Annotated in this window: 15 protein-coding genes; 2 read left to right on the top strand and 13 right to left on the bottom strand. The window is 50.3% G+C overall.

Annotated elements, in window-relative coordinates:
- Positions 1-69: 69 nt before the first annotated feature.
- The 8 genes from Q5911_RS06825 to Q5911_RS06790 form a co-directional block, all read right to left on the bottom strand.
- On the bottom strand, positions 70-315 hold the full coding sequence (locus Q5911_RS06825; RefSeq protein WP_033126807.1) for a hypothetical protein: 246 nt from the start codon (positions 313-315) through the stop codon (positions 70-72).
- A 136-nt stretch (positions 316-451) separates the two neighbouring features.
- Entirely contained in the window at positions 452-2689 is a 2238-nt protein-coding gene (gene pcrA / locus Q5911_RS06820; RefSeq protein WP_303181926.1) for a DNA helicase PcrA, read from the bottom strand.
- 89 nt (positions 2690-2778) lie between these two features.
- Positions 2779-4851, bottom strand: a complete 2073-nt coding sequence (locus tag Q5911_RS06815) for a heavy metal translocating P-type ATPase (RefSeq protein WP_076776857.1) — start codon at positions 4849-4851, stop codon at positions 2779-2781.
- 96 nt (positions 4852-4947) lie between these two features.
- Entirely contained in the window at positions 4948-5244 is a 297-nt protein-coding gene (locus tag Q5911_RS06810; RefSeq protein ID WP_226394615.1) for a DUF6110 family protein, read from the bottom strand.
- A gap of 199 nt (positions 5245-5443) precedes the next feature.
- Entirely contained in the window at positions 5444-5695 is a 252-nt protein-coding gene (locus Q5911_RS06805) for a Fur family transcriptional regulator (RefSeq protein ID WP_076776853.1), read from the bottom strand.
- 28 nt (positions 5696-5723) lie between these two features.
- Positions 5724-6098: a heavy-metal-associated domain-containing protein gene (locus tag Q5911_RS06800; protein ID WP_303181924.1), complete on the bottom strand. Its 375-nt coding sequence runs from the start codon at positions 6096-6098 to the stop codon at positions 5724-5726.
- 99 nt (positions 6099-6197) lie between these two features.
- A complete protein-coding gene (gene feoB, locus Q5911_RS06795) occupies positions 6198-8198 on the bottom strand; it encodes a ferrous iron transport protein B (RefSeq protein WP_303181923.1) in 2001 nt (666 codons plus the stop codon).
- Between the two features lie 84 nt (positions 8199-8282).
- The gene (locus Q5911_RS06790; protein WP_076776847.1) at positions 8283-8495 is read right to left on the bottom strand and encodes a FeoA family protein; all 213 of its coding nucleotides are present in this window, start codon (positions 8493-8495) and stop codon (positions 8283-8285) included.
- Between the two features lie 266 nt (positions 8496-8761).
- Between Q5911_RS06790 and Q5911_RS06785 the strand changes: the two genes are divergently transcribed.
- Positions 8762-9121 (top strand): metal-dependent transcriptional regulator, encoded by a 360-nt coding sequence (locus tag Q5911_RS06785; RefSeq protein WP_076780762.1) that lies wholly within the window; start codon positions 8762-8764, stop codon positions 9119-9121.
- Positions 9122-9228: 107 nt separating this feature from the next.
- Here the strand turns inward: Q5911_RS06785 and Q5911_RS06780 are convergent, their stop codons facing one another.
- Entirely contained in the window at positions 9229-12771 is a 3543-nt protein-coding gene (locus Q5911_RS06780) for an ABC transporter ATP-binding protein/permease (RefSeq protein WP_303181920.1), read from the bottom strand.
- Between the two features lie 379 nt (positions 12772-13150).
- Between Q5911_RS06780 and Q5911_RS06775 the strand changes: the two genes are divergently transcribed.
- Positions 13151-13630: a hypothetical protein gene (locus Q5911_RS06775; protein ID WP_303181918.1), complete on the top strand. Its 480-nt coding sequence runs from the start codon at positions 13151-13153 to the stop codon at positions 13628-13630.
- 79 nt (positions 13631-13709) lie between these two features.
- Here Q5911_RS06775 and Q5911_RS06770 read toward each other — a convergent pair whose 3' ends face one another.
- The 4 genes from Q5911_RS06770 to Q5911_RS06755 all read right to left on the bottom strand — a co-directional run bounded on the left by Q5911_RS06770 (position 13710) and on the right by Q5911_RS06755 (position 16786).
- Positions 13710-13931 carry a helix-turn-helix domain-containing protein gene (locus Q5911_RS06770; protein ID WP_076776840.1) on the bottom strand — a complete coding sequence of 74 codons (222 nt, stop codon included), beginning with the start codon at positions 13929-13931 and terminating at the stop codon, positions 13710-13712.
- 25 nt (positions 13932-13956) lie between these two features.
- The gene (locus tag Q5911_RS06765) at positions 13957-14460 is read right to left on the bottom strand and encodes a hypothetical protein (RefSeq protein ID WP_303181916.1); all 504 of its coding nucleotides are present in this window, start codon (positions 14458-14460) and stop codon (positions 13957-13959) included.
- Between the two features lie 207 nt (positions 14461-14667).
- Complete coding sequence (gene eno, locus Q5911_RS06760) at positions 14668-15963, bottom strand: phosphopyruvate hydratase (protein WP_303181914.1); 1296 nt, start codon at positions 15961-15963, stop codon at positions 14668-14670.
- 190 nt (positions 15964-16153) lie between these two features.
- The gene (locus Q5911_RS06755) at positions 16154-16786 is read right to left on the bottom strand and encodes a cell wall hydrolase (RefSeq protein ID WP_303181912.1); all 633 of its coding nucleotides are present in this window, start codon (positions 16784-16786) and stop codon (positions 16154-16156) included.
- Positions 16787-16997: the final 211 nt, after the last annotated feature.

Genomic DNA, 16997 nt, shown 5'->3' with positions numbered 1-16997 from the left:
CTGCCCATCCCCGGGCAAAAAGAAAGACAGAACATTGCGCTGTCCTGTCTCTTTCTTTTTGTCCCGATCTTATACCTGATCATCTTCGTTAAAGAAGTCGTCATCGAAATCATCGTCAAAATCTTCTTCGAAATCCTCCAGATAATCCGGGGTAAAGAAACAATATACTGCGTATGCGATTGCTGCCACTGCTGCGATAGCTCCAACGATCGCCAGCACCCAGAGCACTGTTCTGCATGTCTTATCGTCCTCATCTTTTTTACGGATCAGTTCGTTCAGCTTTGAAGCTGCAATAATATCTTCTACCTTGCTCATATTTCCCACACATCCTTTCTTCAGTTTGTCCTGCAAGTATAATTCGTTGGCATTATTATAACACCTTCCGGTTCATATTACTACTTATTTTTGTAGGAAATTTTCTGATAAATCATTTTTTATTGTGCTGGACAGATTATATTTTCTGCAATTTTGCAAACGCCGCAAACATCTTTTTTGTCCCGGCTTTGTCAAATTCCACCGTCACTTCGTAGTCCCGGCCGCCCTCCACGATAGCGGTCACAAGTCCCTCGCCAAATTTCACATGGCGCACCCGGTCTCCCACATCATAACCCGGTCCGGTCCCCCCTGCCACTTTAAACTGCTGTACAGGTCTGGGGGAGGAAAATGCTTTTGTGTGAAACGCCTGCCTTGCCTGCTGCCAGGAAGACTGCCTGGAGGTCTCCTCCTCCTTCTCTTCCTTGTCAAACTTCATGCCTGTGGAGAGCAGGTCCATGGGGATCTCCTTCAAAAAGCGGGACATTTTGTTGTACTGGGTCTCTCCCCGCACCATCCGTCTTCTGGCACAGGTCAAAGTAAGCTGCTTCATAGCCCTCGTAATCCCCACGTAACAGAGGCGCCTCTCCTCCTCCAGCTCCTCCGGGCTGTCAGAGGTAATGGTCATATAGCTGGGGAATAGGCCGTCTTCCATTCCCGCCAGGTATACACGGGGAAATTCAAGCCCCTTGGCACTGTGCAGCGTCATAAGGACTACATAGTCACTGTCCTCGTCCAGGCTGTCAATGTCCGCTACAAGGGCAACCTCCTCCAGAAAGCCCCCGAGAGTAGGTGCCTCGCCCCGCTCACGGCAGCTCTCCTCATAGTCCGCCGCCTTGTTTTTCAGCTCGTCGATGTTTTCGATCCTGGCCTCCGCCTCGATCTCTCCCTCTGTCTTCAGCTCTTCGATATATCCCGTCATCTCGATCACATCTTCCAGCAGCTCCAGAATGCTCTTCTGATCTGCCTCCTGTCTGAAATGCTCTATAAGAGCTGCAAAGGACTCGATCTTTGCAAGGCCTCTGCCAATGCCGGGAATCAGATCCGCCGCCAGGACGGCCTCATAAAAACTGATCCCTCTTTGGAGGGCATACTCCTGTACCCGATTCACACTGGTCAGGCCGATCCCCCGCTTGGGAACATTGATGATCCGGCGCACAGCCAGATCATCTCTGGCATTGTCTATGGTTTTCAGATAGGCCAGAAGATCCTTGATCTCCTTTCTGGCGTAGAAGTTGACGCCCCCTACCAGTTTGTAGGGAATATTGGCTGAGACAAGCTTCTCCTCAAAAAGTCGGGACTGGGCGTTGGTCCGGTAGAGAACAGCATTGTCACTGTATGTACAGTCCCCTCTGTCCACGCTGCCGCGGATCTCGCCCACAATATACTCCGCCTCATCATACCCGGTGTCAAACTGCCTGAATTCTATCTTCTCCCCCTGACCGTTGTCTGTCCAGAGGGTCTTGTCCTTCCGTCCCCTGTTGTTGCGGATGACTGCATTGGCCGCATCCAGGATCGTGCTGGTGGACCGGTAATTCTGCTCCAGTTTGATGACCCTGGCATCCTCAAACACATTCTCAAAATTGAGGATATTCCGGATGTCCGCGCCTCGGAATTTGTAGATGGACTGATCGTCATCTCCCACCACACAGAGGTTTCTGTATTTTGACGCCAGGGTGCTGACAAACTGGAACTGGACGTTGTTTGTATCCTGATACTCATCCACCATGATATAGCGGAAGCGCTCCTGGTAATAGTCCAGCACATCCGGCTGGGTCTTCAGAAGCTGCACGGCTTTTACAAGGAGATCGTCAAAATCAAGTGCGTTGTTGGCCTGCATCTGCTTTTCATACTCCTCATATACAGTGGCGATCTTCTGCCTGGAGAAATCTCCTTCTGCCCGGAGCCGGAACTCTTTTGGGGAGATCATCTCGTTCTTGGCGGCGGAGATAGCGGCCAGCAGATTCCTCTCCCGGTAGATCTTTGTGTCGATCTGCAGGTATTTGCAGATGTCTCTCATCAGTGTCTTCTGGTCATCTGTGTCGTAGATTGTAAAATTGGTGTCATAGCCCAGACGGTCTATGTGCCTGCGCAGGATGCGCACGCAGGTGGAGTGAAATGTGCTGACCCAGATGCTCTCTGAGCCAAACCCCACAATGTTGTCCACCCTCTCGCGCATCTCCCCGGCAGCCTTGTTGGTGAAGGTGATGGCCAGGATATTCCAGGGATTTATCCCCTTCTCTTCAATCAGATAGGCGATCCTGTGGGTCAGGACCCGGGTCTTCCCCGATCCCGCTCCGGCCAGGATGAGAAGGGGGCCTTCTGTGTGATAAACAGCCTCCCGCTGCTGCTCATTTAATGTCTCATATATGCTCATGTTTTCTCCTTTAGCTTTGGTGATACTCCCGTTTCGTTTTATCCGTAACTGATATCATACCACAGTTTCCATGAGCTTTCCAGATTCTTTTACCTCATCAGGTCCTGCATGCTTTTCAGGCTGATAACAAGTGTGGATGTATTGTGCAGCAGAGCAGATGTAGTAGGCTGGATCACGCCGGCCACGCCCAGGCAGATGAGCGCTGTATTGATTCCCACGATGGAGCGGTAATTCTTCTGGATCCGTCCCATAAGCAGGCTGCTCAGCTGTTTCAGTGTGACGATCTCGTAAAGATCATGGCCCTCGATGGTAATATCTGCGATCTCCCTGGCGATCTCTGCCCCGTCGCTGATGGCGATCCCGGCATCCGCTGCGGAGAGGGCCGGTGAATCGTTGATGCCGTCCCCGGTCATGACCACTTTGCGGCCTTTCCTTTTCTCCTCCTCCACAAACCTGGCTTTGTCCTCCGGCAGAACCTCTGCATAATACTGGTCCACTCCCACTCTCCTTGCAATGGCAGCGGCAGTTTTTTCGCTGTCCCCCGTCATCATAACGATCTTCTTAAATCCTGCTTTCCGCAGTCCCCGGATCACTTCCGGCGCTTCCTCCCGCAGGGGATCTTCTATGCAGATCACCGCGGCCAGCACATTGTCTATAGCCAGATAGAGGTGGGAATACGCCTCTGAGAGCTGCTGGAACTTTTCCTGAAATTCCGGAAGTATCCGGCATTTTTCATCCTCAAACACAAAATGATAACTGCCGATAACCACTTTTTTGTCTTTTATATAGGAAGAAATGCCGTGAGCCACTATGTAATTCACCTTTGAATGCATCTCCTCGTGGTCAAGCCCCTGCTTCTTCGCAGCTGTCACCACTGCCTTTGCCATGGAATGAGGGAAATGCTCCTCAAGGCAGGCGGCGATCCGCAGCATCTCCCGGGGTGTTCTCCCATTGAAAGTCACCACTTCCTTCACCGTAGGCTTCGCCTTCGTCAGCGTGCCTGTCTTATCAAACACAATGGTATCGGCCTCTGCCACTGCCTCCATAAATCGTCCGCCTTTGACCGTGATCCCGAAAGCGCCCGCCTCCCGAATGGCAGACAGAACAGCGATAGGCATGGCCAGCTTCAGCGCGCAGGAGAAATCGACCATAAGGACCGCCAGAGCTTTGGTCATATTTCTCGTGGTCAGCCAGGTAAGGATGGTGCCTGCAAGTGTATAGGGTACAAGGCGGTCCGCCAGGCTTTCGGCCTTGCTCTCAAGGCCGGATTTCATCTTCTCAGACTCCTCGATCATGGTGACGATCTTTTCAAATCTGGTGGTGCCGGACGTCTGCTTCACCTGCACAGTGATCTCCCCCTCCTCAAGCACGGTGCCCGCGTACACATAGCTGTCCTTCTCCTTTTTTACAGGCATGGACTCCCCGGTCATGGAAGCCTGGTTTACCATGGCTTCCCCGGAAGTCACAATACCGTCAAAGGGAATGACATTTCCCATATGTACCACCACTTCATCGCCGGTCCTGACAACTGAGGCAGGGACAAGCACTTCCTGCTCTTTTGTCTTCAGCCACACTTTTTTAACCTGCAGCGACATACTCCTGGCCAGATCTCCCACTGACTTTTTGTGCGTCCACTCTTCCAGTATCTCCCCGACTCCGAGCAGATACATGACAGAGCCCGCCGTGTCAAAATCTGCTCGCAGGACGGAGACTGCTATGGCCGCCGCATCCAGCACTTCCACCTCCAGTTTCCCTCTCGAGAGACTTTTCAGTCCTTTTGCGAGATACCTGACAGACCTGCACCCTGTGTAGGCAGCCCGGACCGGAAAGGGGAGAAATTTCTTGCCAAAATGGAACAGCGTCCTCCCGATCAGCTTCTCCCGGTAGATCCTGTTCAGCTCCCTCCCGGAATTTTCCAGCACATTGTCCGGCACATGTACATTTCTATACTGAAAAGACCGCAGAGCCCGGAGTATATCTTCTCTTTCCCCGCTATAGCACACCACCGCATCCCCCGTCTGTTCATAGACTCTGGCAGAGGTCACACCGGGCAGCGTCTCCAAAAAGTAGAGAAGTGTATCCGCCTCTTTGCAGGTCATCCGTCTCTGCTCCATATGCAGGCGGATGCGCCCTCTTATCTCGTGTCTGATCCTGTATTTCAACTTTGATCCCTCCATTTTTCATAAGGAGAAGGCGGAGCCATCTGTCGGTGGGGCTCCGCCTTCTCCTCTCTATTTCAGACTTCTCGGTCTTATGTTCTAGTTTTCTTCAGATGCAGCTTCTGCATCCTCCTGCACACAGGCCGCCTCTTCCTTTTCGCGGTCCTCATTGATCTGTTTTGCCTCAGCCAGGATATCTTCCGCATTTTCCTGCACAGTAGTCACTGTCGTCATAACGCTCTCCTTAGCTCGCAGAACAGCCGCTGTGCACTTTGTGTATACATTTTTCGCATCCTTGCTTGCAAGGATCTTTACGCCAGCGGTGCCAAACAGTACACCTCCTGCAAAAATTCCAAGGCCTTTGCCGCATTTTAAACATTTAGAAATCTCAAACATCTCTTCTGCCTCCTTATTTGTGTTTATAACCAGTATAGAACAGCATGACGCAGCAGAATGCCATCATCCATGCCCAGAATTTATGGGATTTCATCTTCATCACTCCCTTACCTTTGCTAATATACTGAGTTGATATAAATTATGATAGTTTTCAGGCAGCCAGTTAGTCAATTCTAAGTAGGATTAACGATAAAACTTATCACTTTCCCGGCTCTTCCGGCTCATAGACGATCCTTCTGCTGAGCACGCCGATCTCTTCCAGGGCATTCACCATGCGATATACAGTGGCAATCCCTATGGACTCATCCTCCTTTGACGCACGGTAAAAAATCTCCTTGCAGCTGGAGCAGCGGTTCTCCATGATAATATCCAGAAGCTCCATGCGCTGCTTGGTAATCCTGCAGCCGTTGGCTTTCAATTTGGCAATAATACGTTCTTTTTCTTTGTCCACGCTGACTCCTCCTACAGCAAAGTAAGTACTAAGAGATGCCTGTCACATGATACCCGGCTTTTTCCACTGCACTCTTTAGAATGTCTTCATCGATCTGTCTGTCAAAGGCAATATTTGCCCTCCCCTTTACAGGGTCAACCTCTGCCCGGACTCCATCGATCTGATTCAGTGCCTGGGTTACAGCCACTGCGCAGTGCTGGCAGTGCATGCCCGATATCCTCATAGTCTTTCTGCCGATCACATGGCCGTCCAGGTTCTTCTTCGGCATTTTACCGCCGCTTGGGCAGCTTCCTCCGGCGGGACATCCAATGCATTTTGCGCCGCTCTTTTTCGCCTTTACCATATATGCAACCGCAGCTGCGACGATCGCCGCAATGACGATCAGAGCAATGATATCTGCCATAATACTCCACACACCATCCTTTCTTCCAGTTCTTAATATAGGCAGTGAACAAAGTCTAGTCAACTCTGTCCACTGCCTTTTTTGTCATCCGCAAGCTGATCATGCGGTGTGTAGGCTGTATTCTGCCGCAAACTCCTGGTCAGATTTGCGAATTCTCCATATAATGATCAGCGCGAACACAAGGACCGCGATCATTCCCGGAGCAAAGGCTGTTCCAAGGGATCCGGTTGTAATGAGTGTGCCGATCTGGTATACGGCAAAAGCCACCGTGTAGCCTGTAGCCAGCTGAAGGCAGATGCCGCCAAACAGCCATTTTCCACTCTTCATCTCAGAGTTCATAGCACCGAGAGCCGCAAAGCAGGGCGGTGTATAGAGATTGAACATCAGGTAAGCCAGAGCTGCCACTTTAGTCAGTCCCATAACAGTCGCCACTTCGTTTCCACTGCCTACCAGGGCCAGCTCCTCGGTATCGATCAGGTTGGTGACGCCGTACACAACAGCAAGCGTTCCCACCACATTCTCTTTTGCGATAAATCCTGTAACGGCCGCGGCCGCAAGCTGCCACACACCAAATCCCAGGGGGATAAACAGGATAGAGATCGGATGCGCAATGCTGGCAAGGATTGAGGTGCTTTCTGCGCCCTCTGCCACAAGCTGGAACTGCCAGTTGAAGCTCTGCATGATCTGTACCACCGTATTGCACACCAGTATAATGGTTCCGGCTTTTATAATGTACGCTTTTCCGCGCTCAAGCATAGATACGCACGCTCTCTTTAAGCTGGGAAGTTTATACTCCGGAAGCTCGATGATAAAGAATGATTTACGGTATTTCTGTCCGGTGATCCTCTTTACGAGCAGGGCTCCCAGCAGAACCAGCACGATCCCTACCAGGTACATGGTAGCTGACACCCACCATGCGTCTGCGAAGAACGCTCCCGCGAACAGGGCAATGACGGGAATCTTGGCGCCGCAGGGCATAAAGGGCGTGAGCATAGCTGTTGTCCTGCGCTCCCTCTCATTTCGGATCGTTCTGGAAGCCATAACGCCCGGGATGGCACATCCGGTACCGATCACCATAGGAATGACAGATTTCCCGGAAAGACCCACTCTCTTGAAAATAGGATCCAGCACAACGGTTGCACGGGCCATATAACCACAGTCCTCAAGAAGCGCAATAAGGAAGTACATGACCATAACCAGCGGCAGGAAGCCGACTACCGCGCCGACACCGCCGATAATGCCGTCAACCAGGATGGCGTACAGCAGCGGATTGGCATTTTCCATCAGTCCACCGACCCACGCCTGGAACGTCTCGATCCAGGCCACCAGCCAGTCCGCGATCCATGTGCCAAGAGTTGTCTGTGATATGTAAAACACAAGGAAAATGATAGCTGCAAAGATCGGGATACCAATGATCTTGTGGGTGATCACACTGTCAATCTTATCCTGGAAATTCTTATCTTTTGTAAAGACCTTCCTCTGCTCTACCTGCTTGACGATGCCTCCCACAAACGCGAATCTCTTTCTGTCTGCAGCCTCCACCTCAGCTTTATCTTTCAGATCGATGTCTGCCTGCACATAGGGAGCATCCTGTCCCATCCCCTTAAGAGCTACGGCCTGGGCCAAAACTTCCTTCAGATCCTCATGTCCTGAGGCGGTGGATATAGTCTTGATGACCGGGCAACCCAGTTTCTCGGACAAAAGTTTTTCATCGATCTTTGTTCCCTTCTTTTCGGTGAGATCACTCTTGTTCAGCGCTACCACCACCGGAACGTCAAGCTCAAGCAGCTGGGTCGTGAAGAACAAACTCCGGCTCAGGTTTGTGGCATCCACAATGTTGATGATCACGTCAGGATGTTCGTTTTTTACATACCCGCTTGTGATACTCTCCTCTGAAGTAAAGGGTGACATGGAGTAGGCTCCCGGCAGATCCACTGCAACCAGTTCTTCTGCTCCGCCATAATAAGCCTTCTTGATCGGACTCTCCTTTCGCTCCACCGTAACACCTGCCCAGTTTCCAACGCGCTCGTTTCTGCCTGTCAGCGCATTGTACATGGTTGTCTTTCCGCTGTTAGGATTTCCTGCAAAAGCAATTCTCATAGCACATTTTTCCTCCTTCATCTCCTATTCGATTAGAAACAACTAACTCTGGTGCAAAACAGTGCAAAGATCCACTGTTTCTTGTTATATTGAAATAGCTTTCGCTAAATCAGTATCCATATTGTATCTTCCATCCTTGATGGAGACTACGCATCCTCCCCGCATCCGGGAAACTACAGTGATGGGTTCTCCACTGTAGCAGCCAAGGGAAAAGAGAAAGGCTTCCAATTCATCATCATTTGTGGCAATATCCTTTACAATATATTCCCTGCCCTCTTCGGCTTCCAGCAAAGTCATCTTATCCTGCCTCCTCTATGAATAATTTTATTTATAGTATACAAGACTAACTTGTTTTTGACTCTTCTAACATTTGATAGTTTAAACTAACTCGCTCTGTTTGTCAATTCTTTTCTAAAAGAAAAATATTACCTTCTCCGGAGCATACTTTATAACCATCATTTCCAGGTTTACTCCGGCCGCTTTTTTATGTTATACTGTAAAAAATAGGTCCTCCTTCCGGGCTGTCGGCAAGAAGGAAAAAAACTGAGGTGAAACTGATGAGTATAAACACAAATGAATCTTCTGAAAATTATCTGGAGACGATCCTGATCCTGAGCAAAAAGCACCCTGTTGTCCGCTCTGTAGATATTGCCACGGAACTGGATTTCAAAAAGTCCAGCGTCAGCGTTGCCATGAAAAAACTGCGGGAAAGCGGGCACATCCAGGTATCCCCGGAAGGCTACATTACATTGACAGAATCTGGCCGCGAAATAGCGGACTGTATCTATGAACGGCACCAGCTTATCTCCTCCTGGCTGATCCGCCTGGGTGTAACCCCGGATGTAGCCGTAGCGGACGCCTGCCGCATGGAGCATGTAATCAGCGCCGAGAGCTTTGAGGCCATCAAGCGACATATCAAATAGAGAATGAACGAACGATTAAAAAGGCGTAAAAAAGGATATACCTGCTCATAAAGCAGATATATCCTTTTTATTATCTATTGTCCGTTTCCTTTTTCGCTCAATAGCTCCTACTCTACTCTAAGAGCTGTCACCGGATCGCTCTTGGCCGCTTTCCTGGAAGGGATCAGTCCGCCAAGAAGAGTGAGGACGATACTCAGCGCAATGAGGATAAATGCCGGTAGAGGAGACAGCACAGCACTGATATCCTCTGTGCCGGCCAGATAGTGTATCAGCATGTTGCCCGGGATCAGAAGCAGCAGGCTCAAACCGATGCCGATCAGACCCGCACATCCTCCTATGATAAAGGTCTCTGCATTGAACACCTGAGAGATGTTCCGCTTGGAAGCACCGATGGCCCGCAGGATACCGATCTCCTTCTTCCTCTCAAGGACACTGATGTAAGTGATGACACCGATCATAATGGAAGATACGATAAGGGAAATAGCCACAAAGGCAATGAGCACGTAGCTGATCACATTGACAATATCTGTCACAGAGCTCATCAGCGTTCCCACCATATCCGAGTAGGTGATGACCTGCTCCTCCTTCCCCTCTTCCTCCATGCGACTGTTGTAGTCATCCAGAATCTTCACCACCTGATCCTTGCTCTCGAAATCCTTCGGATAGATGCTGATGCCTGCAGGCTCATCAAAATCCGCGTAGCCCAGGGCAGTCAGGTTCCCATCGCAGGAGGCAGTCTCTGTGGACTGGAAGGACATGAGCAATTCCGCCAGCTCCGTCTCATCCATATTCATCTCAAAAGCATTCTGGAACGCCTCCGGATCAACGCTGAGGGCATTCTGTATATTATTACCGATCTGTGCCGCCGCCGTGCGCATAGCGCTCTCCATGCCGGATGTGATCTGTCCCATCATGGTCTGTACAGCCGCCGTGATCTGTCCCTCCAGCGCCTGGGCGGTCCCGCTCTCCATGACAGAAGCCATATAACTCCGGACTGCGCCTGTAAGCTGCTGCTCCAGAGCCTCCGTGTCCAGCATACCGGCAAGCGCTGCTGTCATCAGCTGCCGGGCCTGCTCTGTCCCCAGATAAGCAAGGAAGCTCTCCTGTATCTTTGAGGGATCCGGCAGGTTATTTTGCGACGCATAGAGCTGATACCCTGCAGCCAGCTCGCTGGCAAGCTTCTGGAGCTGTTCCTCGGTAATGTCAATCTCTATACCAGATGAAAACACTTCCCCTGCCCAGCTCTCCAGGATCACCCGCGCCTCTTCTGTCTGCAGATAGACCATCAGGTATTCATCAAAGCGCTCCCTGTCCGTCCATCCGTTTGCCTGGACATACGCCCTGTATCCTTCCAGCACCCTTGTCAGCAGGTCCTGCAGCTGCTCTGTCGTGACAGTAGCCCCGCCGCCTGCCTGGATGATCTCCCGGATGTTTTCCTCCAGAATGGCCCGTGCCTCGTCCGTGTTCAGATAGGTGACAAAAGCTTCTCCAAGCTTTGTGTAATCTGTGGCAGGATTCTGGGAAGCATAGGCCTGATACCCATTCAGCAGACCTTCCGCCAGACTGCTGAGCTGTTCCGGTGTGACAGTAAAATCCATAGACTCGCCCAGCTCTGACAGATCGAAACCATCCATGGCCGGCAGCTGCGCCTCTATGGCACTCAGGTCGATCATTTTGGACAGGTCCATCGTTCCTCCGCTCAAACTGTCCGACAGCCCCATAGAGCCGGAAAGCCCCTCCGTCATGGCAGAAGCGTCAAAGGAAAAGGCATTCTGCAGTTCTTCTGCATTGACAGTGAACATGGATTCCAGATCCAGCCCCTGGCTGCTCTCTTCTCCAAAGGGCTCGCCGGAGAACACATCGATATCCGGATTGGCGAGCTGCTGCTGGACGATCTGGCTGTCCTCGGCCTCCTCTACCAGGTGCTTTGTCAGGGCAGCCGGGTATCCGATACCGGACTGGAGCATCATGGCGTTGCCGTCCTCTGCAGGCTGCACGACGCCCACCACAGTCAGGTCCTCTCCGTTTTCTGCCAGATCCCGGATATACGACTGATCACCGGACCGGTCCGTCCACACCTGATACTGACTGTCATAGACATAGTAATCCGCACTGTTTACCAGTTTAAAGGTTGTTCCGATCATGTCATCGTAGGAGTAGGCTCCCACACTCTCCGGCGTGTCTACATCTTCTTCATTCAGAAACTGCTGGATCATCTCATCCAGTTCCAGGGGATCCCGCAGCCCCAGCGTGTAGAGCAGCATATCGCTGATGCTGCCCCCCTGGGTCAGGACTACCACACACTCATTGTAGTTTTCCGGCCATCTCCCTGCCTTCACGTCATACTGGCTCTCATAAAGGGAGGCGTTTTCCGGCATCTCGTAAAACACATCTGTGCTCATCATGGAGGACATCATACTGCTGGAACTGGAGGACGAGCCAAACCCGAGAGCGTCAAAAGAGTGGTCCGGGTTTACCTGGCGCACCTGGCTGTCGTTTATCTTATAGATCTGAGGCGTCACATTGTAGCTGTATTCCACTGCGTTTGTGTAGTCCTCAATACCGCTTTCACCGCTCTCAAAATACTCTTTCAGCGACTCCAGGTCATTGGAGTCCATCCTGGAAAACGTATCTGTCACCATCTGGATGACGTTCACCTCCCCGGACCCTCCCTGACCTCCAGCTCCCGTGTCCACCATAGAAGAGAGGTCAACTCCCGTGCTCTGGATCTCCAGCGGATACTCCGAGAGCGTCTCCTCCTCCATATTCTGGATATAATCATTGACCCCAGTAGAGAGGGACAGTATAAGAGCAATACCGATGATGCCGATAGATCCCGCAAAAGAGGTAAGGATGGTGCGGGCCTTTTTCGTCCGCAGATTGTTGAAACTGAGAGACAGAGCCGTGAGAAATGACATGGATGTCTTCCCCAGATTTCTGTGCTCCGGCTCCTCCATTTTGCTCTCATCCACCTCATAGGGGTCTGAGTCTTCCTGGATCTTTCCGTCCCTGAGCCTCACAATGCGGGTCGCGTACTCCTGGGCCAGCTCCGGGTTGTGCGTCACCATGACCACAAGCCGGTCCTTTGCCACTTTCCGCAGCAGTTCCATAACCTGCACGCTTGTATCACTGTCCAGCGCGCCGGTGGGCTCATCTGCCAGCAGAATATCCGGATTATTGACCAGAGCCCTGGCAATGGCCACCCGCTGCATCTGCCCTCCTGACAACTGGTTCGGCTTTTTGTGCAGCTGCTCTCCCAGCCCCACCATAGCCAGGGCATCTGCTGCCCTCTGCCGCCGCTCTGCCTTGCCGATGCCGGATATGGTGAGAGCCAGTTCGACATTGGCCAGAATAGTCTGGTGCGCAATAAGGTTGTAACTCTGGAACACAAAACCGATAGTGTGATTGCGGTAGGAATCCCAGTCCCTGTCCTTATATTTCTTGGTTGACACGCATCCGATGACCAGGTCGCCGCTGTCGTATCGGTCCAGACCTCCAATAATATTCAGAAGCGTAGTCTTTCCTGATCCGCTCGGTCCCAGGATAGCCACAGATTCGTTGTCTCTTAAGTTCAGGCTTACATGGTCCAGCGCTTTCTGCACCAGACTCCCGGTCCTGTATTCTTTACAGATGTCTTTGATCTGAAGCATGAATCATCCCGTCTCCTTCTTTTCCGTAAATATTTATACGGTGATCTTATCGCTAAAGATCACCGTCTCTCCCCAGAAAAATAGACTTAAGGTAAATTATAACGAGCGTGTTTCCCAACGTCAATACATATGCCTGCATCATTTCGTCTCTGTTTTCTTTCCCAATCTTCTTCTCATAGAGATGAAAGCCCGGACGCGTTCCTTATGGGTTTGTAAAAAGCGTATAGAAACTGAAAATCCATAGGCAGAAAAAATATTATGGAATTTTTAAGAGGTTATCTCTGGCATTTTTCCCTCGCTCATGCTATACTTATTTCACAGATTTTTACGTAAACTTCTGAGTTTCCTGCTAACATTTCCCTTTAGGAGGTGAATACATATGTCAAATGATGAACTGCTCCGATATATAGCACAACATATGGTGACAAAAGAAGATATCCTGGACATGACTACCAGGGATGACCTGAAAACCCTTGAGGCTAAAATGGCTACCAAAGATGAGCTGAAAGCCCTTGAAGCCAAAGTTGCTACCAAAGATGAGCTGAAGGCTCTTGAGGCTAAAATGGCTACCAAAGATGAACTGAAGGCTTTTGAAACCAGCGTAGCTGTCCGCTTTAAAAACTTTGAGGAAAAAATGGTGACGAAAGATGAACTTAGAGAGTCAGAGAATATGATACTCACTGAGGTAGACCGGATCCAGGAACGGGCAGAAGAACACTATACTGAACTGAGTACCCGCATCAGAAATCTGGAAAACAAAGTTGTCGTAAGATCAGAGCAAAGCACCATCAATCTGCTGGTGGAAGTCGTTTCTACTTTAAAGACTGACGTCGAATATCTGAAAACCAAAATTTCTTAGTTACCCCCATAATTGCATAATATAGATGCAGGAGGGCGGGAACAGAAGCCCGCCCTTTACAATCTGATCATTTTCTCCTTTATCTGCCCTGCGGCTCTTCCCGCTGGTATTCCAGTATATCGCCGGGCTGGCAGTCCAGCACATCACAGATAGCATCCAGAGTGGAAAAGCGGATCGCCTTCACCTTTCCAGTCTTTAAGTTGGACAGGTTTACATTGGAAATCCCCACTCTTTCCGACAGTTCGTTCAGAGACATTTTCCGGTCCGCCATGACCCTGTCAAGCCGAAGTATAATAGCCATCTCTTTCACCTCATCCTGTCTGAATCTATATCATTTGTTCCATTTCCTGCTGGTAGCCCACCCCGATCCGGAGGACATAGCCAAGGATCAGACACAGGAGGCCTATAACAAACGGGAAACCATCTATGGTAAAATACTCTCCAAATTGTATAAACAGTCCCATCTCAATGGTATACCCCTTTATAAACGGAAAAAGAAATGCCACCAGCATGAGTCCCGCTCCTGTTATATACATACCCAGACTTATCTCTCTTCCAAAAGGTCCTCTGCCTTTATGTATCCGTACAAGGATACAGATCAGTACCGCCGACCAGATCCATGCCAGCAGCGACACGGTCAGTCTCCACAGAAAAATATTTACCCCCATCTCACTCCACGCATTCCTGTCAAAAAGATCTGGCAGGTACATAAATACAGAAACAGACAAAACTACCACATAGAGCAGCGTGCACACAAGCAATACACGAAACCTTCTCCTGCCGCTGACCTTCGCTTCCCTGCTGCAGTCCTTCCTGATCTTCTCATCCATAAGATATGCCTCCTTCCCTTTCATCTTCGCCCTGTAGTTATCTTTATTATAGCATTCCATTTATATATTTCAACACATTTTTAATGATAAACATTAAATTATAATCGCAATACATAAAATCAACTACTAAATGGACGCAGAAAAGGCAGGCTGTCCGGGAAACCCTGCAGACAGTCCTGCCCAAAAGGAGAAAATGTTATCACTGATCTATCTTTTGATATTGAAAGCGTCAAATCCCGGATACACCGCAGCCTCTTCCAGTTCTTCCTCAATCCGCAGAAGCTGGTTGTACTTGGCCACACGCTCACTCCTGCTGGGAGCTCCCGTCTTGATCTGGCATGTATTCATAGCTACGGCCAGATCTGCGATAGTAGTATCCTCCGTCTCGCCGGAACGGTGGGAAGAGATGGCTGTATAGCCTGCCTTGTGAGCCATCTTGATAGCTTCAAGGGTCTCGGACACGGATCCGATCTGGTTCAGCTTGATGAGAATGGAATTTCCGCATCCAAGGTCAATTCCCTTTTTCAGACGTTCTGTGTTTGTTACAAAAAGGTCGTCACCCACAAGCTGTACTCTGTCGCCCAGCTCTCTTGTCATCATCTGCCAGCCTTCCCAGTCCTCCTCGTCAAGCCCATCCTCGATGGAGTAGATGGGATATTTGTCACAGAGATTTCTCCAGTGTTCCACCAGCTCTGCTGAGGTAAATCTCTTCCCGCATTTCGGAAGAACATACTCACCCTTTGTCCCACTCTTCCATTCGCTGGATGCCGCGTCCATGGCAAGGACAAAATCCCTGCCCGGTTCATATCCGGCTTTTTGCACTGCTTCCAGAATATACTCAATAGCCTCCTCATCACTTGCAAGATCCGGGGCGAATCCGCCCTCGTCCCCCACCGATGTGGCCAGTCCGTTCTCCTTCAGAAGAGCAGCCAGCGCGTGAAACACCTCCGTACACCAGCGCAGTCCTTCCCGAAAACCGGGTGCCCCCACCGGCATGATCATAAATTCCTGAACATCTACCGTGTTGGCCGCATGGGCACCGCCGTTCAGAATATTCATCATGGGAACCGGAAGACGGTTGCCTGCTGCCCCGCCCAGGAATTTATACAGAGGCAGATCCAAAGCGCAGGACGCCGCCCTGGCGCATGCAATGGAAACTGCCAGAACAGCGTTGGCTCCCAGGCTGGATTTGTCTTTTGTCCCGTCAGTCTCTATCATGGCCCTGTCCACTGCATAGATATCGGAAGCATCCATCCCCTTTAATGTATCGTTAATCACTGTATTAATATTTGCTACTGCCCTGGAGACGCCTTTCCCTCCGAACCTGCTCTTGTCTCCATCCCTCAGTTCCAGTGCCTCAAACTCTCCCGTGGACGCGCCGCTGGGTGCGGCCCCCCTTGCGATCGTGCCATCTGCCAGATGTACTTCGGCCTCCACGGTAGGATTTCCCCTTGAGTCAATGATCTCCCGGCCTTTTACCTTTTCAATTTCTAAAAAATCCATCGTTCCTTCTGTCCTTTCCCATGGGACTTCCCTTTGCCCTGCCTGCCAAGGAAAAGAGCAAAAGGAGTCATCCATGATTTATTCACACACAGTTAGCAAAAACTAACTATATGTATCGTACCAGAAGAAAGATGGATTATCAATCATTTATTTGAGAATTTCTCTCATTTATGTTGTATTTACTTTTCTACTAGTGAAAATAGTGCGCTCCTATGCGAATGCCGTAGTTTCCATTTCCAAAAGAAAGACAGCCCTCTACCGGATCGCTGCCTGCCATAGCGTCCGCCGCAGCCTGCATAGCCGTCTGGGTATAGCTGCCGTTTGCAAGAACCTGGTCCAGCCATCCTGTCATGGCCGGGCCAAACTGGCCGGACTGGTAGATCACTTCCCGGATGGAACCCGGATAAACGCCGCTGTTCACCCTGTTCAGGACAACCGCTCCTACAGCTACCTGCCCCTCATATGGCTGATTTCCAGCCTCGCAGAATATCAGGGCAGCCAGCAGTCTCTGATCTGACTCCCTGGCCTGCCGGGCCGCCTCCTCAGCCGCCTTTCTGGCCTCTTCCGCCTGCCTTTCGGCTTCCTCCTGTGCTTTCAGCTCCTCTTTTCGCTGGATCTTCTTCTCCTCAGCGATCTGTCTGGCAGATGCTGTCATAGCCTGAGCGATCTCATCTGTAAGCACACTTTCATCTCCAGTGAGCATGCCTCCATCTCTCCCCTGGTCCGGCGACATAGCATAACTGGTAAATCCAGCTGTATAAAGCGTACATGCTGTCATAACAGCCGCAGCACAAAACAGCCTTTTTGTCCTCATTAAATTCATATACTCCTCCTGATCCCCTGCAATATTCTTACATTTATTTTATATTTATATGCATTTTATTTCGTGCATATTACGAATATTACAAAAATGTTACGCCGGCTATTCTACTATAAACTTTCCTTACTGTCAACTTTTTTATTTCTCCTCCCCAAACTGACGCTGGTTTCCCTGTAAAACTGCACAATATTTCTCCCAAAACACAGGAAGTTAT

The organism is Lachnoclostridium phocaeense, assembly GCF_959599685.1.
Taxonomy (GTDB): domain Bacteria; phylum Bacillota; class Clostridia; order Lachnospirales; family Lachnospiraceae; genus Claveliimonas; species Claveliimonas monacensis.
This window is presented reverse-complemented; position numbering and strand designations above follow the sequence as displayed.

Coding starts and splice junctions, on each gene's coding strand:
- Q5911_RS06755 (WP_303181912.1), bottom strand. CDS start 16,786: ATGAATTTAATGAGGACAAAAAGGCTGTTTTGTGCTGCGGCTGTTATG.
- feoB (WP_303181923.1), bottom strand. CDS start 8,198: ATGAGAATTGCTTTTGCAGGAAATCCTAACAGCGGAAAGACAACCATG.
- Q5911_RS06770 (WP_076776840.1), bottom strand. CDS start 13,931: ATGGCTATTATACTTCGGCTTGACAGGGTCATGGCGGACCGGAAAATG.
- Q5911_RS06810 (WP_226394615.1), bottom strand. CDS start 5,244: ATGTTTGAGATTTCTAAATGTTTAAAATGCGGCAAAGGCCTTGGAATT.
- Q5911_RS06780 (WP_303181920.1), bottom strand. CDS start 12,771: ATGCTTCAGATCAAAGACATCTGTAAAGAATACAGGACCGGGAGTCTG.
- Q5911_RS06790 (WP_076776847.1), bottom strand. CDS start 8,495: ATGACTTTGCTGGAAGCCGAAGAGGGCAGGGAATATATTGTAAAGGAT.
- Q5911_RS06825 (WP_033126807.1), bottom strand. CDS start 315: ATGAGCAAGGTAGAAGATATTATTGCAGCTTCAAAGCTGAACGAACTG.
- eno (WP_303181914.1), bottom strand. CDS start 15,963: ATGGATTTTTTAGAAATTGAAAAGGTAAAAGGCCGGGAGATCATTGAC.
- Q5911_RS06765 (WP_303181916.1), bottom strand. CDS start 14,460: ATGGATGAGAAGATCAGGAAGGACTGCAGCAGGGAAGCGAAGGTCAGC.
- pcrA (WP_303181926.1), bottom strand. CDS start 2,689: ATGAGCATATATGAGACATTAAATGAGCAGCAGCGGGAGGCTGTTTAT.
- Q5911_RS06800 (WP_303181924.1), bottom strand. CDS start 6,098: ATGGCAGATATCATTGCTCTGATCGTCATTGCGGCGATCGTCGCAGCT.
- Q5911_RS06775 (WP_303181918.1), top strand. CDS start 13,151: ATGTCAAATGATGAACTGCTCCGATATATAGCACAACATATGGTGACA.